This is a genomic window from Paraflavitalea pollutisoli (assembly GCF_029360705.1).
Lineage (GTDB): Bacteria > Bacteroidota > Bacteroidia > Chitinophagales > Chitinophagaceae > Paraflavitalea > Paraflavitalea pollutisoli.
Genome location: NZ_JARKMX010000008.1, coordinates 2,931,948 through 2,958,496 on the forward strand (window position 1 = coordinate 2,931,948; position 26,549 = coordinate 2,958,496).

The 26,549-nt window shown below is 49.1% G+C and carries 20 protein-coding genes; 13 read left to right on the forward strand and 7 right to left on the reverse strand.

What is annotated here, in order from left to right; all coding sequences use genetic code 11:
- Nucleotides 1-105 precede the first annotated feature (105 nt).
- Both P2W70_RS25235 and P2W70_RS25240 read left to right on the forward strand, forming a co-directional pair.
- On the forward strand, nt 106-1,521 hold the full coding sequence (locus P2W70_RS25235; protein ID WP_276484324.1) for a DUF6055 domain-containing protein: 1,416 nt from the start codon (nt 106-108) through the stop codon (nt 1,519-1,521).
- A gap of 137 nt (nt 1,522-1,658) precedes the next feature.
- Complete coding sequence (locus P2W70_RS25240) at nt 1,659-4,361, forward strand: alpha-L-rhamnosidase (RefSeq protein ID WP_276484325.1); 2,703 nt, start codon at nt 1,659-1,661, stop codon at nt 4,359-4,361.
- Nucleotides 4,362-4,429: 68 nt separating this feature from the next.
- Here P2W70_RS25240 and P2W70_RS25245 read toward each other — a convergent pair whose 3' ends face one another.
- The 4 genes from P2W70_RS25245 to P2W70_RS25260 form a co-directional block, all read right to left on the reverse strand.
- On the reverse strand, nt 4,430-6,199 hold the full coding sequence (locus P2W70_RS25245; RefSeq protein WP_276484326.1) for a RagB/SusD family nutrient uptake outer membrane protein: 1,770 nt from the start codon (nt 6,197-6,199) through the stop codon (nt 4,430-4,432).
- Nucleotides 6,200-6,218: 19 nt separating this feature from the next.
- Nucleotides 6,219-9,491, reverse strand: a complete 3,273-nt coding sequence (locus P2W70_RS25250; protein ID WP_276484327.1) for a SusC/RagA family TonB-linked outer membrane protein — start codon at nt 9,489-9,491, stop codon at nt 6,219-6,221.
- Nucleotides 9,492-9,809: 318 nt separating this feature from the next.
- On the reverse strand, nt 9,810-11,987 hold the full coding sequence (locus tag P2W70_RS25255) for an alpha-N-acetylglucosaminidase (protein WP_276484328.1): 2,178 nt from the start codon (nt 11,985-11,987) through the stop codon (nt 9,810-9,812).
- A gap of 178 nt (nt 11,988-12,165) precedes the next feature.
- Entirely contained in the window at nt 12,166-13,278 is a 1,113-nt protein-coding gene (locus P2W70_RS25260; protein WP_276484329.1) for an acyltransferase family protein, read from the reverse strand.
- A gap of 176 nt (nt 13,279-13,454) precedes the next feature.
- Here P2W70_RS25260 and P2W70_RS25265 point away from each other — a divergent pair, with 176 nt between their 5' ends.
- From P2W70_RS25265 to P2W70_RS25275, 3 genes are all read left to right on the forward strand, one after another.
- Entirely contained in the window at nt 13,455-14,891 is a 1,437-nt protein-coding gene (locus P2W70_RS25265) for a beta-lactamase family protein (protein WP_276484330.1), read from the forward strand.
- Between the two features lie 139 nt (nt 14,892-15,030).
- Complete coding sequence (locus tag P2W70_RS25270) at nt 15,031-15,504, forward strand: RNA polymerase sigma factor (protein WP_276484331.1); 474 nt, start codon at nt 15,031-15,033, stop codon at nt 15,502-15,504.
- Nucleotides 15,501-16,049 (forward strand): hypothetical protein, encoded by a 549-nt coding sequence (locus tag P2W70_RS25275; RefSeq protein ID WP_276484332.1) that lies wholly within the window; start codon nt 15,501-15,503, stop codon nt 16,047-16,049. The genes P2W70_RS25270 and P2W70_RS25275 overlap by 4 nt, the downstream gene beginning before the upstream one ends.
- Nucleotides 16,050-16,220: 171 nt before the next feature.
- Here P2W70_RS25275 and P2W70_RS25280 read toward each other — a convergent pair whose 3' ends face one another.
- Nucleotides 16,221-16,448 (reverse strand): DoxX family protein, encoded by a 228-nt coding sequence (locus tag P2W70_RS25280; RefSeq protein ID WP_276484333.1) that lies wholly within the window; start codon nt 16,446-16,448, stop codon nt 16,221-16,223.
- Nucleotides 16,449-16,530: 82 nt separating this feature from the next.
- Here P2W70_RS25280 and P2W70_RS25285 point away from each other — a divergent pair, with 82 nt between their 5' ends.
- Both P2W70_RS25285 and P2W70_RS25290 read left to right on the forward strand, forming a co-directional pair.
- Complete coding sequence (locus P2W70_RS25285; protein WP_276484334.1) at nt 16,531-16,872, forward strand: HopJ type III effector protein; 342 nt, start codon at nt 16,531-16,533, stop codon at nt 16,870-16,872.
- A gap of 123 nt (nt 16,873-16,995) precedes the next feature.
- Complete coding sequence (locus tag P2W70_RS25290) at nt 16,996-19,038, forward strand: glycoside hydrolase domain-containing protein (protein WP_276484335.1); 2,043 nt, start codon at nt 16,996-16,998, stop codon at nt 19,036-19,038.
- A gap of 75 nt (nt 19,039-19,113) precedes the next feature.
- Here P2W70_RS25290 and P2W70_RS25295 read toward each other — a convergent pair whose 3' ends face one another.
- Entirely contained in the window at nt 19,114-21,471 is a 2,358-nt protein-coding gene (locus tag P2W70_RS25295; protein ID WP_276484336.1) for an ABC transporter permease, read from the reverse strand.
- 474 nt (nt 21,472-21,945) lie between these two features.
- Here P2W70_RS25295 and P2W70_RS25300 point away from each other — a divergent pair, with 474 nt between their 5' ends.
- The 3 genes from P2W70_RS25300 (at nt 21,946) to P2W70_RS25310 (ending at nt 24,229) form a co-directional block, all read left to right on the forward strand.
- Nucleotides 21,946-23,304 carry a hypothetical protein gene (locus P2W70_RS25300; RefSeq protein ID WP_276484337.1) on the forward strand — a complete coding sequence of 453 codons (1,359 nt, stop codon included), beginning with the start codon at nt 21,946-21,948 and terminating at the stop codon, nt 23,302-23,304.
- Nucleotides 23,305-23,313: 9 nt separating this feature from the next.
- A complete protein-coding gene (locus P2W70_RS25305; RefSeq protein WP_276484338.1) occupies nt 23,314-23,739 on the forward strand; it encodes a hypothetical protein in 426 nt (141 codons plus the stop codon).
- 100 nt (nt 23,740-23,839) lie between these two features.
- A complete protein-coding gene (locus P2W70_RS25310; RefSeq protein ID WP_276484340.1) occupies nt 23,840-24,229 on the forward strand; it encodes a hypothetical protein in 390 nt (129 codons plus the stop codon).
- A 72-nt stretch (nt 24,230-24,301) separates the two neighbouring features.
- Here P2W70_RS25310 and P2W70_RS25315 read toward each other — a convergent pair whose 3' ends face one another.
- Nucleotides 24,302-24,754, reverse strand: coding sequence for a proline dehydrogenase family protein (locus P2W70_RS25315; protein WP_276484341.1), 453 nt, complete (start codon nt 24,752-24,754; stop codon nt 24,302-24,304).
- A gap of 304 nt (nt 24,755-25,058) precedes the next feature.
- Between P2W70_RS25315 and P2W70_RS25320 the strand changes: the two genes are divergently transcribed.
- From P2W70_RS25320 to P2W70_RS25330, 3 genes are read left to right on the forward strand one after another with little or no spacing between them, the layout of a single operon-like run.
- Nucleotides 25,059-25,649, forward strand: a complete 591-nt coding sequence (locus P2W70_RS25320; protein ID WP_276484342.1) for a class I SAM-dependent methyltransferase — start codon at nt 25,059-25,061, stop codon at nt 25,647-25,649.
- Between the two features lie 53 nt (nt 25,650-25,702).
- The gene (locus P2W70_RS25325; RefSeq protein ID WP_276484343.1) at nt 25,703-26,158 is read left to right on the forward strand and encodes a hypothetical protein; all 456 of its coding nucleotides are present in this window, start codon (nt 25,703-25,705) and stop codon (nt 26,156-26,158) included.
- A gap of 7 nt (nt 26,159-26,165) precedes the next feature.
- Complete coding sequence (locus tag P2W70_RS25330; RefSeq protein WP_276484345.1) at nt 26,166-26,525, forward strand: diacylglycerol kinase family protein; 360 nt, start codon at nt 26,166-26,168, stop codon at nt 26,523-26,525.
- The last annotated feature ends 24 nt before the right edge of the window (nt 26,526-26,549 follow it).

Below are 26,549 nucleotides of genomic sequence, written 5' to 3' on the forward strand. Positions count from 1 at the left end.
CCATTCTTGACCATTGCTTTGTCGATATTACCAAAACAGACCGGCGGTACTGCAAGCTCCTGCGAAACTTCCTAATTTGAACCGGTTAAAACAAACAACCCTTCCATGACACGCACTAACATTCTCCTCGCCGCCACAGCCGGCTTGTCGCTGACATTGGCTGCCTGGTCTGGCAACAGCTATGTACCCACACCACCTGCTCCGGCCAATGACAGCACAGGTAAAGAACTGTATGTACCTGCCAAGATCTATCGAATACCCGAAAACAACGACTACAACAACAACGAAAGCGAATACAGCTACAAGCGGATGATCCAATCCGACAACATCGCTATCTTCTGGGCCAAAGAATTTGGCGACAATCCCACGTCCAATGCCGATTCTACCAAGCGCTTCGACCCCAATTATGCGATCAAAGAACTCGAACGTTTTTACAGCTTTTACGTCAACGACCTGAAGCTGGTACAAAAAGGCAAATCCATTTCTGACAAATACAAGGTACTGCTCTATGTGATTGGCGGCAACGAAGGCACAGCCTTTGGTGGTGGTATTGAAAACAAAGTAGGAGGTCTTTGGACGCCCGCCAAGCGCATGAATAAAGCTCCTTATGGAGCCCTAGCTCATGAACTCGGTCACTCGTTCCAGTTCCTGGCTTCTACCGACAATGGCGGCGGCCCCCGTGGCGCCATCATGGAAATGTCGGCCCAGTACATGCTGTGGCAGGTATATCCCGAGTGGATGACCTTCGAGAATTACCACCTCAACGACTTCATGAAGAAAACACACTTCGCCTTCCTGCACCCCACCAATATGTACCACTCCCCCTATGTGTTTGAATATTGGTCCAACAAGAGAGGCATCGAATTCTTTGGCAACCTGTGCCGCGCTACCCAGCAAGGAGAAGATCCCGTAGCAACTTACAAAAGGATCACGAACCAAAACCAGGAGCAGTTCAACGACGAAATGTATGACGCCGTCAGTCATTTCATCACCTGGGACATGCCTCGCATAGAAAAAGTGGCCAACCGGTATGCCAACCAGCACACCACGGCACTCAATACAGCAGCAGATGGCTGGTACAAGATTGCACCCGCCCGCTGTCCGCAGAATTATGGCTACAACGGTATCAAACTGAAAGTGCCGGCAGCAGGAACTAAAGTAAAGCTGGATTTCAAAGGCATTGCGGGTGCAGAAGGATACAGCCAAACTAAAATAGACAAAGCAGGCTGGCGCTACGGCTTTGTAGCCTACAAGAAAGATGGCACCCGCGAATACGGCAAGATGCAAAAGACCGCCGATGGCAACACCAGCTTTAAAGTACCCAAAAACACGGAATACCTCTGGCTGGTGGTGATGGGCGCTCCTACGGAACATTGGGCCGTGTCGATGGGCCGCCCCGGTGGCAACCGCAACAATGGCGGTGAAGCCCCCAAGCCCACTCCCGAAGAACAATGGGCTTACCAGTTCAAGTTGACAGGCACCTCTCCCGACGAATCGACGATCGCAGCGGCTACCAACTAAGGTCCGCACACCATAACCCTGCAAAGCCACCGGCACCCCGGTGGCTTTGCTATTTCCGCCACACAGGATACCACAGGATGGAATTAGCCCATACCCATGTATATTCGGGTGCTTGATAAACTATTAACGCCCGCTATATGAAGAGAACACTTGTCCTGTTGACGGCCCTGCCCGTCATGGCTTTCGCGCAATTGCAGGTACAGCATCCTGTTACCGAGAACCTCGTAAACCCCATTGGCCTCGATGTCGCCCGCCCCCGCTTCAGCTGGCAGCTCAGTTCCCCCAAACGGAATGTCTTACAAACCGCCTACGAATTGAAAGTGACCAATGCACCCAATGGCAAAACCCAGTGGACCACCGGGAAGGTCAATACGGCGCAATCGCTCGACATACCTTATGCAGGAGCGGCCCTCACTTCCGGCACCCGATACTACTGGCAGGTAAGGGTGTGGGACAACCAGGGCAATGCCTCCCCCTGGACAGCGCCCGCCTACTGGCAATCGGCCTTGCTAACTCCTTCCGACTGGAAAGCCAGCTGGATCACCCCGGGTTTCAAAGAAGACTCACTAAGGGCTTCACCCCTTTTTCGCAAAACATTCCAGGCGACTAAAAAGATCCGGACCGCCACCGCCTATATCACGGCCCATGGCTTATACGAAGCAGAGATCAATGGGCAACGTGTAGGCGATGCTTACCTCACGCCCGGCTGGACCAGCTACAACAAACGACTCCAATACCAAACTTACGATATTACCCAACTGCTGAAACCGGGCGCCAACGCCATCGGGGTCACCCTCGGCAGTGGCTGGTACCGCGGCAACCTCGCCTGGACCAATCACAACGGCATTTTTGGAAAGGACATTGCACTCCTGGCACAGCTAGAGATCGTTTACACAGATGGTACTACCCAGACCATCGTCACCGATAATTCCTGGAAAACATCCACCGGCGCTATACGGTATTCGGAAATCTACCATGGTGAAACCATCGATGCCCGTGCAGAACAAATCGGTTGGACTACCGCCGCCTTCGATGATAAAAGCTGGACCAACGCTGCCACCGCCAATTTCTCCAAAGACGTACTGATCGCTACCTACAATGAGCCCGTCAAAAAACAGGAAACCTTTAAACCCATTCGCATCTTCAAGACGCCGTTGGGCGAACAGGTCATCGACTATGGACAAAACCTCGTAGGCTGGGTGGTGCTCAAAGTCAACGGACCTGCTGGTCACAAGATCAGGATATCCCATGCAGAAACATTGGACAAGGCAGGTAACTTCTATATCACCAACTTGCGGGAAGCCAAATCTCAAAACAATTACATCCTCAAAGGTGGTGCAATGGAAACCTTCGAGCCACATTTCACCTGGCACGGTTTCCGGTATGTGAAAATTGAAGGATATCCAGGAGACATAGAGCCGGAGAACGTAGAAGCTGTAGCATTGTACTCCGATATGCGCCCCACCGGCCAATTCACAAGCTCCAATGCGTTGGTCAATAAACTCCAGCAAAACATCGAATGGGGACTGCGCGGTAATTTCCTCGACGTGCCCACCGATTGCCCCCAGCGTGATGAACGACTCGGCTGGACCGGCGACGCACAAGTGTTCTTCCGTACTGCATCCTTCCTCTACAACGTCAATAATTTCTTCGACAAATGGATGAAAGACGTGGCCGCCGATCAATTGCCCAACGGTTGTGTACCACACGTGATCCCAAATGTACTCGGCAACAATGCCGGCAGCTCGGGCTGGGCAGATGTATCCACCATTATTCCCTGGGGCATGTACCTCGCCTATGGCGACAAACAAATACTTGCACAACAATACCCCTCCATGAAGGCTTGGGTTGAATACATTGGCAGCCAAAGCACCAATTACCTATGGAACAAAGGCCGCCACTACGGTGACTGGTTGTTTTACAGCGTCAACGACGATCGCGACGGGCATTCAGCTATAACCAGCAAGTTTTACATCGCACAATGCTTTTATGCCCACTCTACCCAACTGTTGATCAAAGCCGCTACCCTACTGGGCAATACGGACGATGTGAAGAAATACACGACCTTACTCGCCAACATCAAAGAGGCCTTCTTCAAAGAATACGTCACCCCCAATGGTGGCACCACAAGCAATACGCAGACCTCTTATGTACTAGCCCTGCAATTTGACATGCTCCCCGAACCCATGCGGCAACAGGCAGCTGACAGGTTGGTTCAAAATATTAAGCAATATGGCAACCACCTGTCTACCGGCTTCCTGGGCACGCCTTATCTTTGTCATGTACTTAGCCGATTTGGGCACGATGAGGCTGCCTACGGACTGCTGCTGCAGGAAACCTACCCATCATGGTTATACCCCGTTAAAATGGGCGCTACCACCATCTGGGAACGCTGGGACGGCATGAAGCCGGACAGCAGCTTCCAGACAGCATCGATGAACTCCTTCAACCACTATGCGTATGGTGCTATCGGCGATTGGATGTACCGGGTAATGGTGGGCCTCGATACGGAAGAAGATGCTCCCGGTTATAAGAAGATCACCATCAAACCGCATGTCAGTAATAAATTCCAGCACGCATCCGCCAGCTACAACACCCGCTACGGCAAACTGGCTTCCGGCTGGAAACTGGAGAACGGAAAGCTGTCGCTCGATGTGGAAATACCGGCCAACACAACAGCCACGGTATACATTCCAGCGGCAGATGCCAACGGAATCACCGAAAACGGCAATAATCTTTCGGCCAACAAAGACCTGCAGGTAACCGGTACGGAGAAGGGATTTGTAGTTGTACGGCTAGGCTCCGGCAGCTACCATTTCAGCGCACCGGCCAGCAAATAATACTCAAAAAAAATGAGGGAGCCGGTGATGAACGGCTCCCTCATTTAAATATAACGCCAGGGACAGGATTATTTCCAGTTCAGATTCTGCTTCAAAGCAGGATTCAATTGAATTTCGCCGGAAGGCACGGGATACAGGTAATCCTTGTTTTCGTCAAACTTCTTGGTGATGTTCTTATTGATCACCACATTACCACCTTGTTCACCATTCTCCAGTTCGATCTCGCTGCCCAGTTTCAGGTAAGCATAACCAGGCTCAGTCGGCTTGGTACCGGTATAGATCCAGATATCGAATTTACCATCTGCATCCAGGTCGTATTTACCAGGACCGGGAAAATACATCCCTTTGAAGGGCTGTGCAATCAGGTGACCTTCCTTCCAACGCATCAGGTCATTCCAGCGCAGGTTCTCCATCACCATCTCGATCCTTCTTTCACGGCGTATCTCGAGGATAACACCTTTATTGGCGCCAGACACATTTTTATACTGCGCAGCCAGGTAAGCATCGGGATTGGCATTTGCCGTAGCCATATTCAAGTTAGGCATGCCCACACGCTCACGGGTCAGCTTGATGGTTTTGTCAATATCACTTTGCAGCAAGGTACCAAGTTCCGCTTTGGCTTCTGCCAGGTTGAGCAGTATCTCTGCAAGGCGAAGGATGATCAGGGGATTATAAGACTTGGTAAAACTGTCATCCACTTCACCGGTCACGTATTTGGTCAGGTGATAGCCGGTCATGGTGGCACCGAAATCAGGGAAACGTTTAACGGTGCTGCCGATCCGCATATACCCAGGCGTACGGATGGTTTGCGCCAGGCGGGCATCACGGTTTACACTTTCCTTGGCAAACGGTAATGTATCATACCGTTCGATATCGGTAAAACGGCTACCGTCGGCCATCAGGTAACTGTTCACCAGTTTCTTTTCCAAACCTGGCTTACCATAAGACGAAGTAATGGTATAATAATTCACATTGTGGAAGATCTGCAGGCTGCTGCTATACTGACGTGCCAGCAATACTTCACCATCGTTTACCGCATAAGAAGCGAACAGGTCACGGTAAGGCTGCGTCGAACCCTTGTACAGCAAATACCCCCCATTGGCGATCAGTTCTTCAGAAGCTTTCACACATTCGTTCAGGAAACGGTCTGCATCAGGCAAGCTGAACTCCGTATGATACTTTCTCCAGGTGCCTTCAAACAGGCACACACGCGATTTTAGAGCGAGTGCTGTCCACTTGGTCACTTCCGCCGTCTTCTTCTTCGTGTCTGCATTGGCGATGGCAAAATCGAGATCAGCCAACACAGAATCCATCACCAGTGTACGTGGATCACGGGGCTTCTGCAAACTTACGCTGTCATCAGGATTGATGACCTTGCCATACCAGGGCACATCACCGAAACGTGCCACCATATTGAAATAGAAATAGGCGCGGAAAAATCTTGCCACTGCCAGGTATTTACGGGTGATAGCAGGGTCGAGGCCGCCACGTGTATGATTCTGAATAAAATAATTCACGTTGCGCAGTTCGCCCCAGCTCCAGCCGCCGCCGCTCACCGGAATGGTGCGGTTACCTGTAAGCTCTACAGGGAGGGAGTTTTTCACGATATTGTCGATGCCCTCATTGTACAGGCTAAAACCGCGATCATCGTTATCGGCATTGGGAAGCATCCTGTCATAAAAAGAGCGCACGTACAGGCTCAACTCGGTTTCCGAGCGGAAAGCCGTCGTAGGAGAAATTTGAGACAAAGGTTGCCGGTCCAGAAAATCCTTCTTGCAACTGGACGCAATGACCAGCAGCAGGAAGGACAATGTTATAGATAAGAATTGCTTGTTCATAATTGACGATTTAAAGAACTTAGAAAGAAAGGTCCAGGCCAAAAGCGTACGATTTCATGAAAGGATATACCCGTCCGTTCACTTCAGCACTAGCTTGTTCAGGATCGATGTATTTCGTATCGAACTTCGTAAGTGTGAACAGGTTTTCACCTGTTACATAGAAACGGCAATTGCTGAGGCCTAGCTTTTTCATGATGGAAGAAGGCAGTGTATAACCAATACTCAGGTTCTTCAGGCGGATATACGCCAGGTCCTGCATATACTTATCAGTAGGTTGACGCATGGTACCACCGTCATTCAACGCCTCATAACTTCTCAACAAGGGGAAGTAAGCATTGGGATTCTCAGGACTCCAGATCTTACCCGGAAAATCGGTCGGCGTAAAGGAATAATACGAGCGGGAATAAGGTCCCCAGAACTTATCGGCGTTATTGCCGGGATACCAGTTCTGCTTGCCAATACCCTGGAAGAAGAATGACAGATCAAAGCCATTCCAGGCAGCGCTACCGGTAATACCAAAGGAATATCTTGGTAAAGAGTTACCGATCACCCGCATATCACCTGGATTATCCAGCGTATTGAGGCCATTATTGATAATAGAGTCTCCATTCAGGTCCTTGAACTTCATATCACCGGCACGAAGACGGTTCCATTCACCGGCAGAACCCCTGATCTGACGATACACCAGGCTTTGGCTGACTTTATCCTGTGGCCATTTGGCTGCTTCTGCGTCAGTCTGAAAATAACCATCGGTGATATACCCCCAGATCTCACCCATTTTCTTACCTGTATAATGATCGCTCAAACGGTTTGTGGGATTGTTAAAACTCTTGATCTCGGCAGTATAGTCAGACAACACACCACCGAAGCTCCAGTTCAGGTCTTTACCAGCCACCCGGTTCGATTGCTGCCAGGTCAACGACAGTTCAAAACCCTTCGTCAACAAGTCGCCGGTATTAAGTGCCGGGGAGGACGCTCCAAAGACAGCCGGTAAAGTTGGACCGGGTGTGAGCATACCCACGGTTTTGCGTTGGTAAATATCGAATGAACCAACGAGCCGGTTGCGCAGCAAACCAATATCCAGGCCGAGGTTAAGTGAATTGGTTTTCTCCCAGGTGATATCGGCGCTCAATGGTGTAGGATTCGTCAATACCTGCGCGCGGTTGCCATCGATCAGCCAGCTGCTTTGGCCAGCTCCCATTACTTCCGTAGCGGGGTAGTTGCTGCTCGTCAACTGGTTACCCAAGGTACCATAAGAGCCTCTCAGTTTCAGGTCGGATACCACATCCTTGGCAGGCTCGAAGAATGCTTCGTTGCTGATACGCCATCCTGCAGACACGGACGGGAAGAAACCAAACCGGCGACCTTTGGGGAAGCGGGAAGTACCGTCGTAGCGACCATTCAGCTCCAACAGATATTTACCGTCGAAGTCATAGTTCAAACGACCAAAGAAACCCATCAGGGCATATTCGCTCGAGTTGCCCGTTGCCAGGTTGGTACCGGTACCCAGGTCCAGCTCATTCAGGTCTTCAGACAACAGGTCTGAGCGTTCGCCGCGAAGTGTTTTATAGGTACGCATTTCCTGGTTGTAACCCGCCATCGCCTTGAACGAATGACGTTGGATGCTTTTTTCATACGTACCATAAGCGTTGATCACATGCTGTTGATCGAGGCGCAGGATCTCATAAAAACGGTCATTACCCACATAGCTGATCACGCCAGGGAAAATAGACCAGGGCGCTTTGGTTCTTCTGGAGATCTCATGCGTATTCACATTGGGCGTCACCGGGTTCAACTCGTAGGTATAGTTGGCTGTGATATCAAACCCTTTGGCAACTTTAAAGATACCACCCACGGTATTGGAGGCATTGTAGTTGCGGTTCTCCCCTTTCGATTTACCGTACAGCAGATCGGCGAAGATGCCGTCACCAATAGTGTAGTTGTTGAGCTCTGTACGATACGTGGCCGAACCATCTGGATTGATGGGTACATAAGAAGGCAAAGCGTGTACTGTAATTGACACGAAATTGCTGTTGTAGCCCCAACCTGGATAGCTGTACTTATCGATGCTCAACTGGGTATTGGTATAAAGGGTCAGCCAGGGGGTCACCTTGGCATTGATTTTACCCCGGAAGTTGTACGCATTGTACTCATCCTGGTTGACCTGCATCATTCCTTTTTGCTTTTGGAAGCGGCCCGACAGGTAGTAATCCATTTTATCGCTGCTACCTGATACGCTCAGCGTATGCTGCATGGCAGGCGTCACATCACGAAACATGGTGCTCCACCAATCCGTGTTGCCATAATAGATATACATATCCTTTCCGGCACGGTTGTCTACTACCACGGAAGGCAAAGACTTGTCGGTCTGTCTTTTCTTCAACTCCTCGTAGTCCTTATCAGTATAGCGCGTGTAGGTATTACCAGTGCTGCGCAGAAACGCCTCGTCCATCATCTTGGCTACATCATAGCCATCCGTCATGAAATCCGTACTGACCGTGGGTGTTTGCCAGCTGAAATTATTGCTGTAATTAATAGTCGTTTTTCCTTTCTTGGCAGTCTTTGTAGTTACCAGGATCACACCAAAGGCCGCACGGGCACCATAAATAGCGGCAGCAGATGCATCTTTCAACACGGAAATATTCTCGATATCCCGGGGATTTATCATATTGATATTACCAGGCACACCATCCACCAGTACGAGTGGAGAACCGGTACCACCGGTTACGGTGGCAAAACCGCGCACATTCAAATTTCCACCCGATCCCGGGTGACCGTCGCTGAACGTAATATTCAATCCGGGCACCTTACCCTGCAAAGCCTGTGAGGCATTGGCAACAGGTCGATCCTTGATAGCCCGTGCATCTACTTGTGCAACGGCACCAGTCAAATTGGCTTTCTTTTGTGTGCCATAACCAACTACCACCACATCGCTCAGCTGTGAACTGGTGCTGGTCAACTGTACCGATAATGAAATGGTTTGACCACCTTCGTAACGATAACCTTTCAGTGTCTTCGGCTCAAAGCCAAGGTGCGTAACAATAAAGGTGTAAGCGCCACCGGGCGTCAGTGTTGCAAATGAGAAGATACCTTCCGCATCAGTTTGCGCTGTAGCGGTAAAATTGGCGTTCTTGTCTTCTACTGTTACCGAGGCACCGGCAACAGGATCATTTTTCTCATCGCGCACCACGCCCCTCGCCGCAGCAGCTTGTTGAGCCTGCATACTTTCGTTGAGCAATAAGCCGCCCAACAAACACAAGAGTGTCAGAAGCCGGGTAAATGTTCTGGTCATGTAATAAGTATTAAGTGATGGATTGATTCGATCTGTAATTGATCTACGGCAAGGCAATTTCCGGGCGCAATATTACAATGCTAAGCTATCGCCAACGTTGGGGTAATAATTTGATAACAGTGATCTCCATACTTAATATACTGAAAGAAAAAATGCAGTTCAGCACTCAAACGTTTGCGTAAAAACGCAGTTAGAGAGATCGTGCATGAAACGATTATTCAAGCCTGCCAGGAAACAACATCACATGCAAAAACCTGCAAATAAATAAAGGCGCAACGTTGAGTTGCGCCTTTATCACAGGTCGTTGTTTACAATAAATTAATCTGCGTAAGTAGTCACAAGTTGAATAGCCCGCTGCAATGGATCAGCATACGGTCTGATCTTACTGACACCAGTAGACTTCACCCATTCTTCTTCCCAACGTTTCCGGTCAAAGTCCTTATTGAATAATGTTTGCTCAACCCGCGGCACATAATAGTCCCTGATCAATCCACTCCAGATCCTGGCTGCATAATCGTCCTGTACACCTCCCCAGGTAGTAATCAACCGCCGCGCATTGTTTTCATAATAATCCTGTTGCTTCACCGACTTACTGTGCAGGCGCGCATAGTTGACCCATGACTGCAGGCGGTGCAGGGGATGCGATTCCAGCAGAGAATCTGCCTGCTTTAACAACAGCACCGCTTTCCGCCCCAGTTGTTCTTTCAACGTTGTATTTCCGACAGAATCGGCCCGCAACGCCTGTTGATACAACGCATCGGCTTTCAGCCCCACATAGAAGGAAGCCAGCTCCAGCGCATCATATTGATAAAAACGATTACCACGTAGTTCGCTGGCTACGGATAGATAATCCTCCACCGCCTTAAAGAAAGCGGGATCGTTATTGATACTCCCTTTACGGCGTGTATCATACTGTACCGTTTGCCATACAAAGCGCGGATAAGATCCAAAAGAATTATAACAGGAGGCAAATAGGCCTTCATAAGCCTTCCACAACCCGGGTGGACAGCTACCATACCGCGTAGTGCAATAGGCCTTACCCCAACTGACAGGATCGATCGCCTCCCGGCGCCACCCCATATCGCCGATCAATTCATAGATCAGTTCATTATTTTCTATTCCTTCGGGAGCGGAGCCAAAGCCTACCATACGCTTCGAATAGGGTGATTGTAATGCCTCTATGACGGAGTTGGCGTAGAAAGGTACCACACCCGTATACGGCGTCTTGCCGCCAAAATTCGGCACATAACTGTATACCCATTGTTTACCATAAAAGCCTTCATGGGTTCGCCATACCGGATCGATATGCCATACATACGGAGGGTAATCATTGCCGAGATCGAGGATCATCATGCCGCTATCCGGCACCTTCGATAGTAATGATTGAAGAGTAGGCTTGTCCCAGAATTTATGCTGGTACCCAAACGTCCAACCCTGCGTAACCCATACTGCTCCGGGGTTCGCAGCAGTGATCGACTGGTAAACAGACTTGCCGTAATTGGCGAGATAGTCGTATTTCTTCTGGGGATTGGTACTATCGACAGGCACATCCATTTCATTGAAGCAATCGGCGAGGTAAAATTTATTCTTACCAAACTCACGCTCCCATTCTTCAATAAACAGTTTGCCGATCTTGTCAAACCACTCCGTGCCGGGCGTCAATACATACCCATTGTATTCCGGCGGAAACCCACCCCATTTTAGCGGTTGCAAATGCAATTCAGGATGGAGCCCGGCAAAGGCAGCCGGTACAAATCCCGCAAAGGCAGGTGTGATGGGTGCAAACCCCATGGCATGCATCCGGTCCATGATCTTGTGTTGCAAGGCCAATTGGCTTTCCTGCCATCCGGCAGGTAGGGGGCCATCCCATTTATTTAGGTTACCCATCCGATGCCAGGGCAGGTGTGCAGGGCCGGTATAGAAATCATCCAGCGCAGCCTGGTTCAATCCCAGTTTGCGCCATACATGCGCTGCAATCGCTTCACTGCCAACCGTGGCCAGGGGCATGTTGACCCCATGTAAAGCCATCCAGTCCAGCTCCTGCTCCCAACGTTTCCAATCCCAATAGGGGGTAGTATATCCAAAGGTGACCACATTCAGGTAATACCGGTAGGGATAGGGCGATCCACCACGAAGACCATTGCAATTCGGCCAGGAGGACGGTGCCGTGAGGCGCCCGCTACTCCAGGTATACATCAGGTTGCAATATTGCTTCAGGTATTGATGAAAGCCATAGCAGATGGCCGATACACTGCTGCCTGCAATGGTTAACCTGTCCTGTCTGGCAGTAACGGAGAAAGTGTCGAGCCCCTGGTGCGTAGGGATGGTAACAATCGTGACAGCAGGCATCTTTCCGCTCATCACCCGCTGTATGACATCGAAAGAAGTAGCGATCGTTTGCGCAGCGGTGGCCGGTTGTTTAGCTGCAACAGTTTGACCTGACAAAAGACCATTCGAAAACAGCAGCAGCACAGCCAGCAGGAGACGGGTAAGCATGGTGATATGTTTTGATACACCTAAACACACACAAACCGATCGCACAGAACCAGGTAGTTGCAAATATCAAGCCCGACTATACCGAAAAGGATAGCAGAAAGCGCCAGGGAGTACGGGCGCTTTATGGATGCACTGCAGCATGCGCAGCAGCTGACAGTTGCATTACCGGGTGGAGGTGTTATCCGGTAACACCTGCCGGCCTGGATGTCTTCGCCACCATCCGCTGTGTCAGGTAACGCCGGATAGGGGCGTCGACATACTTCAACACCAGGTAAGCCAATCCGATGAGCAACAGGGTGCCAATACCTGCGATCAGGAACATGGTCGACTGACTGGGCTTGGCCTGTTCCAGGTAACTGAAATATACCCAGATGAAGGGATAATGGACCATATAAAGCGGATAGGAAATATTACCCGAGAAACGGCAGATCGCCACCGTCTTGTCGCTCAGGGAAGCACCAGCACCCAGGGCCACCAGGAGGGGTAAATAGAAGACGGATAACACGGGATCTACCCAAGGGGCGGTTTCTTTGGTGAAAGGAATGAAGAAAACAATAGCCAGCAGAACGGCCATCATACCAAAGCCCATCTTGTTGCGAATGATCCAGTTCATCCGGTATACCAGCATACCGGCCAGAAAGGACCAGGCCACCCGGAATCCACCACCGCGAATATTGTCACCACCCCATCCGATACTGAGATGACCCGAGCGCTGGGCCTCATAAAAGAGGGCGACCGCACTGATCAGGGCCAATACCCACAGCCATTTTTTGGCCATACGTACCAGCACAACCGCGTAAACGATATTGGCGATATACTCCCAAAAAAGTGACCAGACCGGCGCGTTGAGGTGAAACAGGTTGAAGAATCGCTCCTGTACCAGGGGATAGGGAATCATCAGGCAACCCGCCAAGAACATGAGCAACAGTTTATCCGCATATTTCAGCCACAATTGGCTGAATGGATCCAATATGAAGACAAGTAGCCCGAGCACCGTACCGATGATCACCAGCGGGTGCAGGCGGATCAGCCTTAATTTCAAAAAGGTACCAACGCCGATCTGTGGAAGCCGGCCATCGTAAGCATAGGCAATAACGAAACCAGACAGGCAAAAGAAAAAATCTACCGCGAGGTAGGTATGCGTAACGAGACTTTCCTCGACATTGGGAATAGCGATCTCCATGAAATGGAACACGACCACAGCGATGGCGGCAATACCGCGCAATCCATCCAGGATCTCAAAATGCTGCCTGGTACGAAGCAGGCTGGCAGCAGGGGGGACTTGACTCATCCGCCAAACATAAAGCAAAAATCCCTACGACCAACACGCAACCGGTTGATTGACTTAAAATGAAGAACAATGGAGACAAATGGCAAGACGCACGACCGACAGCATCAGGTGCCGCATAAGGTTATTGCTGCAGCCGCTTATAGTGGTATATTTGAACATACCAAAACACAGCCGATATGCAACCCAAACTGCTACTCGCCCTGGTGATGTTCTTTGGAGTATTGACGGCAGCCGGCCAAAGCAAACAACAAAAGCTGGCGACCATCATGCGCACCTACCACGACTACAATTTGTTTGACGGTGCAGTATTGGTAGCCGAACATGGTAAGATCGTCTATCAGGGAGCCTTCGGGCTGGCTAACCGCGAATGGAACATTCCCAACAGTACCCAGACTAAATTCATGATCGGCTCGGTGTCCAAACCCTTGACCGCCGCCCTTACCCTCATACAGGTACAGAAGGGCTTGCTTGAACTGGACAAGACAGTCGCCGATTACCTGCCCTACTTTGCCGGCAAACCGGCTGGCGTGGTAACCATCCGTCAATTACTCAGTCATACCTCAGGAATACCCAATTATGATATCGTTAAAGACTTCTTCCCACGCATCAGCCGCCAGTATTTCGAACGGGAAGACTACCTGAAAATATATGCCGATTTAGCATTGGCCTTCACGCCCGGCACTAAATACAACTACAGCAGCTGGGGCTATTTTACCCTGGGGCATATACTGGAAAAAGTCAGTGGTAGATCATATGCACAACTGATACAGGAAGACCTGTATGACCAACTCGGCATGAAAAACTCCGGGTCCTATTTCCATACACAGATTGTCCCCAACCGGGCTACCGGTTACGACTATATCCCCGGCGGATATACTAGTGCCGACTTCAGAGACCAATCCAACACCATGGGCACAGGAGATATCTATTCGACCGTAGAAGACCTGTTTAAATTCCACCTGGCGCTTTCCAATCATCAACTCATCAACGATTCACTGACCAGGCTCATGTTCACACCGGGCATGAAACCAGCCGACTATGGATTCGGTTGGTTTAACAAGCAGTTTAAATATACTGCTACCGACAGTGTGGCCGCCAACTTCCACCTGGGTATGACAGATGGGTTTATCTCTTTCCTGCTGCGCATTCCTTCCACCAACAGCATGGTAGTGATCTTATGTAACAGTTCGCCCACCGATTTCTTTGGCATTACCCGCAACCTGGTCGCTACCCTCTACAACAAACCAGTGAAGGTCAAACATCCGGTACACAAGGTGATGGAAACATTGATCGGAACAAAAGGCGCACTCGCCGCCGTAGATGCCTATCAGAAGTTAAGCCCTGATACCGCCAACTATTACGTAGAATGGATATCCATGAATTTTCTGGCAGAACAGTTACTCACACTCAAACGCTACGACGAAGCCAGGATCATGGCAGAGAACAATGCGGTAGCTTTTCCCGACAAAGACCTGGTGATGGTCACCATGGGGAACATCTATGGAAAACTGAATCGTAAAGAAGATGCCATCCGCTACTACAAAAAAGCGCTGGCCATTTATCCTGGCTATGAAGAAGCCAGAAACCGATTGAAAGAGCTGGAAGCACAATAACCACCCCCTGGTAGCCAGTCTATTAGCACAGTACTAAAAATAATGCGCCTCCACTGTAAGTTTTTCTATTTTCCCGCATCCAATAGAATGTGTCAGGAAGCAATATAAAAAACACCTGCACAGCGAATAAAACAAAGACATGACGGATGCCCAATTTGTAGCCCTTATTGATGAGCACCAGGCTATTATTCACAAGATCAGCCGCCTGTACCGCGATTCCCGCGAAGACCGGGAAGATCTTTTCCAGGAGATTGTTTTGCAGCTATGGCGGTCGATCGGAAGTTTCCGGGGCGAGGCTAAATTCAGTACCTGGATGTACCGGGTGGCCCTTACGACGGCCATCAGCAGCCTGCGTAAGAAAAAGCCGCAATTGGTGTACCCGGCAGAGTTGCCCGACCGGAAAGAGCCGGTGGCAGACGGACACGAGCAGCAGGAACAATTGATGCGGGCCCTGCGGCAATTGAGCGACGCAGAAAAGGCATTGATCACTTTATACCTCGAGGATATTAGCTACGCAGAGATGGCGGCCATTACCGGCATCTCAGAGAACTACGTAGGTGTGAAACTAAAACGGATCAAAACCAAAATTCAGCAACTATTAAATAAACCATGATGGAAGACAAAGACCTTAAGGCCGCCTGGCAAGGAACGCCCCCCCCACCCACCAACCAGGAAAACATCAGGAAGATGATGATAGCAAACAATCATCCCGTGCAGCAGGCAATCAGGAAGCAGCTGATCATAGAAACCCTGGCATTTACCGGCTTGCTGGCCGTTTATTACAACATATTCGATGGTCACGAAAAACCGTTGTTTGCCAACATACTGCTAGTGGCCGCTTTACTGGTAGCGATACTGCACAATATCATTGGCTACCGGTTTTCCAGGCAACAGGTCAGAGGTAACAACCTGCAACAATCGCTGACCGCCGCCATAACAAAATGGCGCAACTACGCCATTGGCTCCATCGCCAGCCGTGCAGTCACCGCCACCTGCCTCCTGGTATTCTTTACTACCATCATACAACTTACGCCAGTCAAAACCTGGTTACTGGTAGGCGCCATCGTAGTGTGCGCCGGGCAACTGCTGCTATTGATCCGTTTGTGGGTTCGACGGATCAGCCAACTAAAGCAGGCAACAGGCTATTTTAAAGACTGAATACCCTTTGTTGACCGTCGGGTACTCTTCAGTGCCCAATACACCAACGCAGGTTGAAACAGCAGGCGAATACCCCTTTTGGCGTCCGTATCCAGCCCAAACGCATTTCTGCGGTTACGGAACTGGGCGATATTACCCGGAAATACTGCCACAAAGAAAGCCGCCGCGATATTACCGACGAGGTTCCGGTGTTTGGGGGGGGCTAACTGCCAGTGCAGTGCCGAGGGCTATTTCCGCCACGCCGGAATACACCACTGTATCATCCTTTTTCAGCGGCACCCAATCGGGCACCTGTGCCTGGAACGCACGCCGGGCAACGGTCAGGTGACTGATCCCGGCAAATATCAATCCCGCTCCCAGCAGGACTCTTGCTACATCACGAACGGTATTATCATTCATAGCTGCTTTTTCAATGTACACGTGCAAAACCCGTTCCCGGACCATCCGGCGTATTTGTCGATAAAAATTTACATTTGCGGCCATGGAACAAACACTCACTACCCTGCTCGACAAGCTGAAAACCAATACGGTCTCCTTTAAGGAAGTAATTGAATACATCGAAGCCCGCTACCAGCACCAACCCACTGCCTTCAAGAATGGGGCAGCCTACAACGAAGCAAGCCAAAACCAGGGCAGTGCCAAGGTCTTTTCCTTTGCCCAACTCAACAAGCTCACACAAGCTGATACCCTCCTGCTGTTTGCAGAACATCATCAAGCCGTATTGAACACACCCGATGGCACCGACCACCAGAATATCCGCCAGTTTATGCAACATGGCTGGGCAGGCATCGCCTTCGAAGGCCAGGCACTGACCGCCAAATAACAATCGCAATAATAGACGGCCAACTGGGCATAACACAAACATAATGCTTCATGATGCTCCCAATCGGCTCGTCCGATGACCTTTGCGCGTCAAAAACTATACCTGAACATGTACTTATTTCGCTTGAAACATACATTACTGCTGTCCATGGTGGTGGCCGCACAAACCGCCTTTGCCCAAACCACGGCCGATAAGGTCAACGTATTAGTCGGCTCTTCGGGAGATCATGGGCAGCTGTCACCGGCAGCCTCCTACCCTTTTGGGCTGATGAGTATCGCGCCGCAAACTTACCCGCACCTGCACATGGGCTATGAAAACAAGGCCAGGACCTTCCTGGGTTTCACACATAACCGGGTAGAAGGCGTGGGTTGCCAGGGCAGTGGTGGCAATATCCTGATCACTCCTTTTACTGGCACGCCCGAGTCATCTGTGCTCACCAAGACCACGGAAAAAGCTTTTCCTGGTTACTATGGGGCTTCCTTTACCAATGGCATCAGCGCTTCCTTTGTAGTGAATGGCAATGGCGGGATCGAAAACTACGCGTTCCCTGCCGCGAAACCGAAAGGATTTACCATCGATCTGAGCCATACCCTCGCCAACCGTTTTGTGGCCGAGGAGCATACGATTGGCAACAACAGCATCAGCGGATGGATCGACGCCCGTACCACCTGCAATGCCGGTACTTATCGTGTGTACTACTACATGGTGTTCGATCAACCCGCGGAGATCACTGCTGCCGGAGACCACAAACTGGCCGTTGCCCTTGTCAACAAGTTGAATGCCGCGCAATTGAGGATCGCTTTTTCATCGGTGGATATCGCGCACGCCAAAGGCAATATACTGGAGGGCACCAGCATCAGCTATGTTCAAAAAAGCAAGGCAGACTGGAGCCGCGAATTAAATAAGATCACTGTAAAGGGAAATCCCGAAGAGGAAAAGATCTTATATTCCTTCCTGTACCGCACCATGCAGTCGCCTTTTCTGATTTCAGAGAAAGATGGCAGCTACCGGGGTACTGATGGCAGCCTGCAGCAAAGCAGTACGCCTATGTACAATGGCTGGGCCATCTGGGACAATTACCGAACCCAACTTCCTTTACTGGCGCTGATGGACCATGATCGCTACCAATCGATCATCAACTCCCTCGTCGGCCTGTATAAGTTTGGAAAAAAGGACTATGCGACACAAAAAGAGCCCTCCAACACCGTGCGTACCGAACACGCCATCGTAGTACTGCTCGACGCCCATCGCAAAGGCTTTACCGTAGACTTCAAATCCATCCTGGATTCATTGACTGCCGAAGTAGATAAACTGGACTGGAAGACGCCTGATAAAGCGCTCGAGAGCAGCTATGATACCTGGGCCTTGTCACAGATACTCGCCATTACCGGTGACCTTACCGGCAGTGAACGCTACAAAGCCAAAGCAGCACAATGGAAACAATACTGGGATAAGGACTTCAAGGACCTGACCAAAAACGATATCGACCGGGTAGGCGCGCGTGGCATGTACCAGGGTACGATCTGGCAATACCGCTGGCTGGTCCCCTTCGACTTGAAGGGACTTGTGGCCCAGGCCGGTGGTGAAGAAGCCTACCTGCAACAACTGAACGAGTTTTTCAACAAGGACTACTACAATCACGCCAATGAAACGGATATCCAGGCGCCCATCATGTACAACTTCACCAGTGAACCCTGGAGATCGCAGGATCTGGTACGTAAGTACGCAGCCGACACAGTCGTGCAGTACTACTTCAACGACAATAGCCGCGGTATCGATCCGTTTGTGGGTGTAATCTACCAGAACAAACCAGATACTTACGTACGTACTATGGATGACGATTCGGGCGCTATGTCGGCCTGGTATGTATTTGCCGCCAGTGGGCTCATGCCTGCCTGTGTGGGCTGGCCGGTGTATTACCTCAACGTACCACTGTTTGACCAGGTCACATTGGGAAGCAACAACAAGCCGTTCACCATCCAGACAAAGAACAACAGCCGCACCAACCGATATATCCAATCAGTTACACTCAATGGAAAACCGCTGATGCGCAACTGGCTTACACACGCAGAGATCGCCAAAGGAGGCACCCTGGTGATCGTAGCCGGCGCACAACCCAACAAAAGCTGGGGAACGACCGACCAATGGATATCCGAACTGAAGTAGCACAAGCTGAACAATAACAACAACGGGAAATCATCAGGCGATGGTTTCCCATTGTTGTTTATATATGCTGAACATTTATTCAGTGCGCAAACTCCTGACAGGGTTGGCCAGGATGGCCTTGATCGCATGAAAGCTTACCGTACCGATGGTGATCAGGAGGGCAAAGAACGCCGTGATGGCAAACACCCACCACTCGATAGAAATGCGGTAACTGTATCCATTTAACCACCTATGCATGGCATACCAGGCGATGGGACATCCGATCAATAGGGCGATGCCGATGAGCACGATAAAATCTTTGGAAAGGAGCGTGGTAATACTGAAGCCGGAAGCGCCAAGCACTTTGCGGATGCCAATCTCCTTGATGCGGGTTTCGGCCATATAACTGGCGAGGCCGAAAAGCCCGAGGCAGGAAATGAGGATGGTAAGGCCGGCAAAAATGCCCGTCAGCCGACTGGTCAACTCCATGTCGACGAATTTCAGGGCATAGTCCTGGTCTACAAAATGATATTCGAAGGGGTAAGAAGGTGCGTATTGCTTGAAGATCTTACCAATTGCCGCGACCTGCTCTGCCACATTATTGGTGGGTTGCAGGCGCATGTGAATGATATTGAAGCGCATGCCCTTCGGTCCAAAGATCACCAATGGGGTGGTTCTTTCGTAGGGAGAATCGAAAATATAGTCTTTGAAAATACCGACCACATGGTATTCCATATCTCCCTCGCGGATCAACTGGCCGATCGGGTTGGCAAAGCCCATATGTTTGGCAGCCGATTCATTGATCAGTATGCCTGTTGAATCGGTGGGATACTGGACAAGATCCAGGTCGCGGCCTTCCACCAGCGTTAAGCCGGCAGTCTGGATCAGCCCTTCGTCCTGGGCACCGCGTTGAACCTCGGTATTATCCTGGGGGTCTTTACCGTTCCATTGAATGGCGGTGGTGGAACTGAATTCAGACGTAAGTTGAGAGGCTGTTCGGGTAATGGAGCCCACCTGACCCGATGCCAGCAGATCACGCTTCAACAACTCGTAATTCTTGCTGAGTTCGGGAGTGATCCAATGATACCCCAACGAGTTGCCTGCATAACCGGCATTTCGTTGTTGTGCAAAACGGATCTGCTGGGTAACGATAATGGTGGAAATGATCAGTACGATGGCAATACCGAATTGGAAAACAACCAACACCTTCCGGGGAGTAACCAGGGTACCGGTCTTCTTGAAATGGCCTTTCAGCGCACCGATCGGGTTAAAGGATGATAAAAAGAAAGCGGGATAACTGCCCGCCAAAATACCTGTCATCAGGATGAAGCCGGCAAAGGCCAGCCAAAAATCGATTCTCGTGTAGGGCAGCACAAACTCCTTCCCCATCAACAGATTGAAACCAGGCAATACCGTCAGCACCAGGATGATCGCCAGCAATCCGGCGAAGGTGGCCAGCAATACAGATTCCAGCAGAAACTGCATAATAAGGGACGTTCGTAATGCTCCTGTTACTTTTCGGATACCTACTTCCTTGGCACGTTTTTCACTCCGCGCAGTACTCAGGTTCATAAAGTTGATGCAGGCAATGAGCAGCAGGAATCCGGCAATGACGCCAAACATGGTGACCATGGTAATGCGGCCACCCGAAACCTGTCCATTTTCAAACTCGGTGTACAAGCGCCATTTGTCTAACGGATGCAGGAAGATATCCCCTTCAGCTTTGTTGTCGGTGTGCCGGCGGGTAACGTTTTTGACCTGCGCATTGATCGCGGCTTCAGTGGTACCGGGGCGCGCCAGTACAAAGACCCACACCGAGTTATTGAACCAGTTAAATTCATCCGTGCCTATTTTTTGATAGTAGGCCCAGGGAAGGATGTATTCAAAACTAAACAGGCTGTTGGTGGGGATATCCTGTAAAACACCACTCACCTGAAATATATCCTTGTCGATACGAATATTCTTACCCACCACATTTGTGTTACCAAACATCTTTCGGGCAAAGGTTTCCGTGATTACGATGGAATACACGTCTTTCAAGGCGTCGGAGACATTCCCTTGCAGCAAGGGGAAGGAGAACATAGATAAAAAAGAAGGGTCGGTCACGAGGGCCTTGGTCGACATCTTTTTATCGTCGACTGCGGTGACAAACCAGCGCATATCCACCCGGCAGGTATTTTCGATGCTGGAGTAATCGTCTTTCAGGGCAGCTGACACAGGTTGCGGAACGGATGACCAGCATTGCAGGGAGTTGTCACTCATACCGCGGTTATAGGCCTGGTACAGGCGGTCCTTGTTTTTGTGAAACTGGTCGTACCCTACCTCATGGTAGATCCACAGGCAAATCAGCATGGCACTGGCAATACCCATCATCAGGCCTGCGATATTGATGAAGGAGAATGTCTTGGTTCGGAAAATATTCCGAAAGGCTACTTTCAGATAGTTTCTTAGCATACCCATAAAAAGGCAAAGCCGGTGCCAGTCGAATAAGCAGTTATGAATCAACGGATTTCCCTTTCTGCGAGCCGAGTCCAGTGTACGGATTCGATACAACGCAGCGGACAGAAGCACAGCCATTAATAGTTATACTGACTGCACGTCCATAGATTATGTGAGATGGAGCAACCTGGTGGGTGGGTGGATAAAGCACAACGTCTGTCATTCCTGCACAACGATCGGCACTCAAGGAGCGGATATGCGCACTTATCCAATTTAGTGTCCATTTGCGCAAATTGTTATTCCCGCGAGCTATTTTCGCGCGCTATTTCCTTAAAAAACAATGACTTATTCCCACAATCGTAAATCTAACCTTTTACAGTCTACGTAGGTTAATTCCGTCCATGGACCATACAGCGCTGAGCCCCTATGATTCGCCTAACCGAAGAATCATTACAAAGCTTAATAAACCATTACTAACATCAAGAACAAATGAGAAATCTTCGTTTGGCTGGCGTAGCCTTGTTGCTCGCATTCAGTTTCGTTTTCCAGGGTTGTAAGAAGGAACTTAGACAACCAGATGCCCGGGAGCTATTTACCACTTCAGAAGCACGGCAATACTTTGAACAGGAATATGGAGAGCCTGTTCCTTCAGCATTATCCAATTCAAGATCATCACAGTTGTTATCGCCAGACTGGACGTTGGCGGAAACCCGGCAATCTGAGAGCGGAACGGCCATCATTGTTCCCGTCAGGCATAAGGTGGGGTCATATGTCTTTAGCAGGTCATCGAAGTACTATTTCCCGCTGGACAGCATTACGAAACTGTACATTTATAAGACAAAGGAGAAAGGGCTTCAGGCGGCTAAGATCACCTACCTGCCCGACGACGATTACATAGAAAAAGGTGAGGCCTATTCCGGACTCGTTGTCGTCGAAGACTGGAATGGCCCGAAACGGGTAGTCTACCAAAAGCTGCCATCGGGCGAATTGCTTGTATCAACACCCGAAAAAGACCAGACATCCAATACGAGAATGGAATGCGTATACTTTTACGGGCATAACTATTCGGAGGATGATCCGGAGGGATATTATTATACGGAACTCATAGGTTGTTACTTTGTACCGGATCCATATGTCAGTCAACCAATACAATATGATAAGGTAGTAGATCCGCTCAATCCTGGAGGAGGAGGTGTGGGTAAACCTACGTTTGGGGCGTCGTCGGCTGTAGTCGTATTATCCGGAACTCATCCAATTCCAAATGCCAAAGCCTATCTGAATTGTTTTAGCAATCTACCAGGAAATACCAATCAGTACCAAGTTTCTATAGCTGTCGCCCAACCTATACCCGGTACGCGAGAAACTTGGACCTTCGTAGTACCTAGTGTAGATGATTTGCGTGTAGTTAATGTAGGACACACATTTCTAATTTTGAGTCAAACTGGTCCAAACGGCGCAATCGTCCGAAATGTTGGCTTCTACCCGAAAAGTCTTTCAACGCCAAGGTCGCCAATATCTCCCGGCGTTTTGAATAATGACCAGTACAAAAAATTCAATATAAGACTAAACATTACGATGACCGGGGATCAGTTCATGACTGTTATGGATTATATTACCCAAAACGAATTTTCTCAGTACAACATCAACAACTATAATTGTACGAATTTTGCCCTAAACGCTTTAGCTTATGCTGGCATAAACGTCTATACTACGGTTGGAACATGGCCAGGCGGCCAAGGATATAACCCTGGATATCTCGGAGAAGATATAAGGGGAATGACACCTACCACAACCATGAAGCCGAGTAACTCAATAGCCCCGCACCCTAACAAAGGGTTTTGTCAATAAATCTATAATATGAAATACAAGCTTATTCTCCTTGCCTTTGGAATACTTTTAAGCTTCATGCCAAATCGAGTTAATGCACAAAAACTCGATTCGTTGAAAAACTGGCGAATTCATACTCCAGTTGACGGGGATGCGCTTAGTACTCATGAAGACAGTCTTCCATTTATTGCCTCACGCCTTCTATCCTCTGACTTTAAACGTGAACTCAAAAGCCTAGGACCTATCAAAACAGACAGTATAGTTTACGTGATGACGGCCTACCTATTAAGTTACGAAGATGAAAAGGGCAAGATGGTAAAAGTCTTAGCCTGCGGAGCAGGTCACTATATTTATATTGGTCGGCAACGCAAGTTCTATGGCATTCCGATAGAAAATCAGGGAACCTGGCTGGAAATGCTCGATGATGAATATGGTAAGCTAATAAATCGTGAATAATCGAATCTCGTATCCATACCCGCAACGGTCCATCTTTCCAGATGGGCCGTTTTTCTCGTACGGATGAAACACTATACTATACCTAAAAAAAATCGTCCATATGAAAGAAGGGCAACGTAGTCTTTACTCACTCATTTATACAGCCGCTTTCTGCCTTGTGGTAATAGCATTCACCCTCAATATTGAAACATATCCAGCTGAAAGAACATTTGTTACATTAGAACTGTTCTATTTTCGAGTTATTTTGCTATACTTTGGCATAGTCATTTTTTGTGCACGCTTGGGCTTTAGGAATATTCAACAAGCTTTCATCTATCAACTAACAGGATGGTATAATTTGGTCATAGCCGCCCATGCCATCTTCTGCTATTGCATGAATGACAAATTGCTATATTGGCTCAACTTTGGCTTATACAACTTATTCATTGCATTTCTCATTCTCGCAGACTACTACATTCTCCCCAAACTCACCAGCAAAGAAGAAGCTTAAATCTATCTAACAGACAAGGGCCGCCTCCACCGAGACGGCTCTTGTTTATTTATGTGACCAATAACTAGTAAATCACTCCCCTACTACATCCGTCAGCGCCCGGAACAAATTCAACGGATACTCCGCCAGCCGGTTGCAGAGGTACAGGTACCACTCCGTACCATAAACAAAATACAACTTGGTCATATAGCCTTCTGCTTTGAGTGCCCAAAGGTTCTCTTCCTGGATACCGTAAAGACTTTCAAACTCATAATCTGCCTGTGAAGGCTTGTACAAGTCCACCAGTTTCTTGGCCTCCTGCTGAATTTCGTAGTGATGCGTCGCTATCGAGCACTTATGACCGGCTTGCAGCAATTCATTCACATAGCTTAAATATACCTCATCCAATTCTCTTCCCCTGGGCATACTCAATCCAACCGCTGTGGCAAAAGCGCCTTTCACGATTCGGATCCTGCCGGGCATTTTTATTAGTTCTTTAAAATCTTCCCGCGTACGGTGCAGATACGAATGCAACGTGATCGCCAAGGTTATTGGTAGATTTAGAAGCTTCCTGGTAAACTCCAATGGCACGATCAGTCTGATTGTTTCCTGAATCACTCTAATTAACCTCAATGCCATGGGCAAATGCAGCGCACAAATCTCCAATAAGCTCCGTTTACCCCGGTTTTGGCATCATATAACTGACAAACTACGCCAAAACTGATTTTTTTGCCTGGCAGTCACTTTGCCAATGGCCATAAAAATCGATATCATTGCTGGAAGACGTTCTTTTAATGTTTAATACCTTCGACTTACCGAAGCCATTACCAACGTAGTCAATATATTTTGGATGAGTAAACAAACCGATCTTTTTTACAATAGGTTCTCTTTCCTGTATCCACTGGTTGACGTGTTCCTCCAACCGCAGAAAAAGGTTTTACTGAACGAGGTCAACGCGATGCCCGCCGGCAACCTGCTGGAGATAGGTGTGGGAAACGGTTCTCATTTAACAGGATATCAAAAACACCGGGTAACTGGTATCGACACCTCGGAGGCAATGCTGACCGTTGCCCGCAAAAACTCCCACGAAAGAATCACGCTCCTTAACATGAACGGCGAATCGCTCCAATTTGAGGATCAAAAATTTGACTATGTCGTTTTATCACACGTTATTGCGGTAGTTGACAATCCTGAACAACTCATGAAAGAGGCTCTCCGGGTTTTAAAACCGCACGGACAAATATTCATCCTTAACCATTTCACGCCAGACAACTGGCTAAAGTACATCGATCGGGCTGGTGCAGCTGTCGCCAGGACACTTCACTTTAAATCCCTTTTCCATATCGAAGAAATTGCTGCGGTTAAACAGGTAACACTGGTAAAAGAGATCAAACTAGGCCCGGCCTCCTATTTCAAAATATTAACCTACCAAAAGAATTGATAAAGAAGTATACCATAGTGGCTATATCGTTGCTTGTAAGTTTGTTTATCTACTTGTTCTACAGAACAAGCGATACCGTCGTCAACGAAATATTCATCCGGCTCACCTCACCCAACCTATACAGCCATATAAAGGCAGCTATCACCGAGGCGCTGCCATTGAACAACCTCATCATATATTCCCTACCCGAAGGGCTTTGGATATTTTGCATCACGCTCACTTCAAAGCCCTATTACATCAGTCTGAACAACTGGCGATTCGAGGTTGCATTTTTCCCATTGATACTTTGTATCTCCCTGGAGTTATTGCAGCTAGCCCATATTACCAATGGCCGGTTCGACTATATGGACATTCTGGTATCTGCCCTCTTCTGGCTATTGGGAAATTTCGGCTGGAAAGACCTTCAGGAGAAGCAGGAGATTTTTACCCGGCCAGGCTTAAAGACACTTATCTGTTTGGCCAGCTATAGTATCGTCTATTTGGCACATGTCAACAGGGTAATAAACTAAATTCAGTATGAATAAATTTAAGTCACATCTGATCAGCTATAAGTATGCGCTACGAGGTATTTATGAAGCATTCCGTTACGAAAACAACATGCTCTTTCACCTGGCAGCAGCCATTGCCGTGATCGTGGTCAATACCTTGTTGAAAATCAGCAAAACCGAGTGGTTGATCACCCTGCTTCTGATCGGCCTGGCCTGGATGGCGGAGATCTTCAATACAGCGCTGGAAAAATTGGCCGACCGGGTTACCAAAGAACAGGACCCACTCATCAGGCAGGCAAAAGACCTGGCTGCAGGAGCCGTGTTGATCATTGGCTTTGTGGCGGTGATATGCGCCCTGATTATTTACCTGCCGTATTTGATGAAATGATTAGCATCCACAGGCCAACGGAAT

Bases quoted from the DNA above. Each gene is read 5' to 3' on its own strand.
- P2W70_RS25265 (WP_276484330.1), top strand. From the start codon at position 13,455: ATGCAACCCAAACTGCTACTCGCCCTGGTGATGTTCTTTGGAGTATTG.
- P2W70_RS25285 (WP_276484334.1), top strand. From the start codon at position 16,531: ATGGAACAAACACTCACTACCCTGCTCGACAAGCTGAAAACCAATACG.
- P2W70_RS25305 (WP_276484338.1), top strand. From the start codon at position 23,314: ATGAAATACAAGCTTATTCTCCTTGCCTTTGGAATACTTTTAAGCTTC.
- P2W70_RS25260 (WP_276484329.1), bottom strand. From the start codon at position 13,278: ATGAGTCAAGTCCCCCCTGCTGCCAGCCTGCTTCGTACCAGGCAGCAT.
- P2W70_RS25280 (WP_276484333.1), bottom strand. From the start codon at position 16,448: ATGAATGATAATACCGTTCGTGATGTAGCAAGAGTCCTGCTGGGAGCG.
- P2W70_RS25300 (WP_276484337.1), top strand. From the start codon at position 21,946: ATGAGAAATCTTCGTTTGGCTGGCGTAGCCTTGTTGCTCGCATTCAGT.
- P2W70_RS25255 (WP_276484328.1), bottom strand. From the start codon at position 11,987: ATGCTTACCCGTCTCCTGCTGGCTGTGCTGCTGCTGTTTTCGAATGGT.
- P2W70_RS25250 (WP_276484327.1), bottom strand. From the start codon at position 9,491: ATGACCAGAACATTTACCCGGCTTCTGACACTCTTGTGTTTGTTGGGC.
- P2W70_RS25245 (WP_276484326.1), bottom strand. From the start codon at position 6,199: ATGAACAAGCAATTCTTATCTATAACATTGTCCTTCCTGCTGCTGGTC.
- P2W70_RS25310 (WP_276484340.1), top strand. From the start codon at position 23,840: ATGAAAGAAGGGCAACGTAGTCTTTACTCACTCATTTATACAGCCGCT.
- P2W70_RS25240 (WP_276484325.1), top strand. From the start codon at position 1,659: ATGAAGAGAACACTTGTCCTGTTGACGGCCCTGCCCGTCATGGCTTTC.
- P2W70_RS25270 (WP_276484331.1), top strand. From the start codon at position 15,031: ATGACGGATGCCCAATTTGTAGCCCTTATTGATGAGCACCAGGCTATT.
- P2W70_RS25320 (WP_276484342.1), top strand. From the start codon at position 25,059: ATGAGTAAACAAACCGATCTTTTTTACAATAGGTTCTCTTTCCTGTAT.
- P2W70_RS25235 (WP_276484324.1), top strand. From the start codon at position 106: ATGACACGCACTAACATTCTCCTCGCCGCCACAGCCGGCTTGTCGCTG.
- P2W70_RS25295 (WP_276484336.1), bottom strand. From the start codon at position 21,471: ATGCTAAGAAACTATCTGAAAGTAGCCTTTCGGAATATTTTCCGAACC.
- P2W70_RS25275 (WP_276484332.1), top strand. From the start codon at position 15,501: ATGATGGAAGACAAAGACCTTAAGGCCGCCTGGCAAGGAACGCCCCCC.
- P2W70_RS25330 (WP_276484345.1), top strand. From the start codon at position 26,166: ATGAATAAATTTAAGTCACATCTGATCAGCTATAAGTATGCGCTACGA.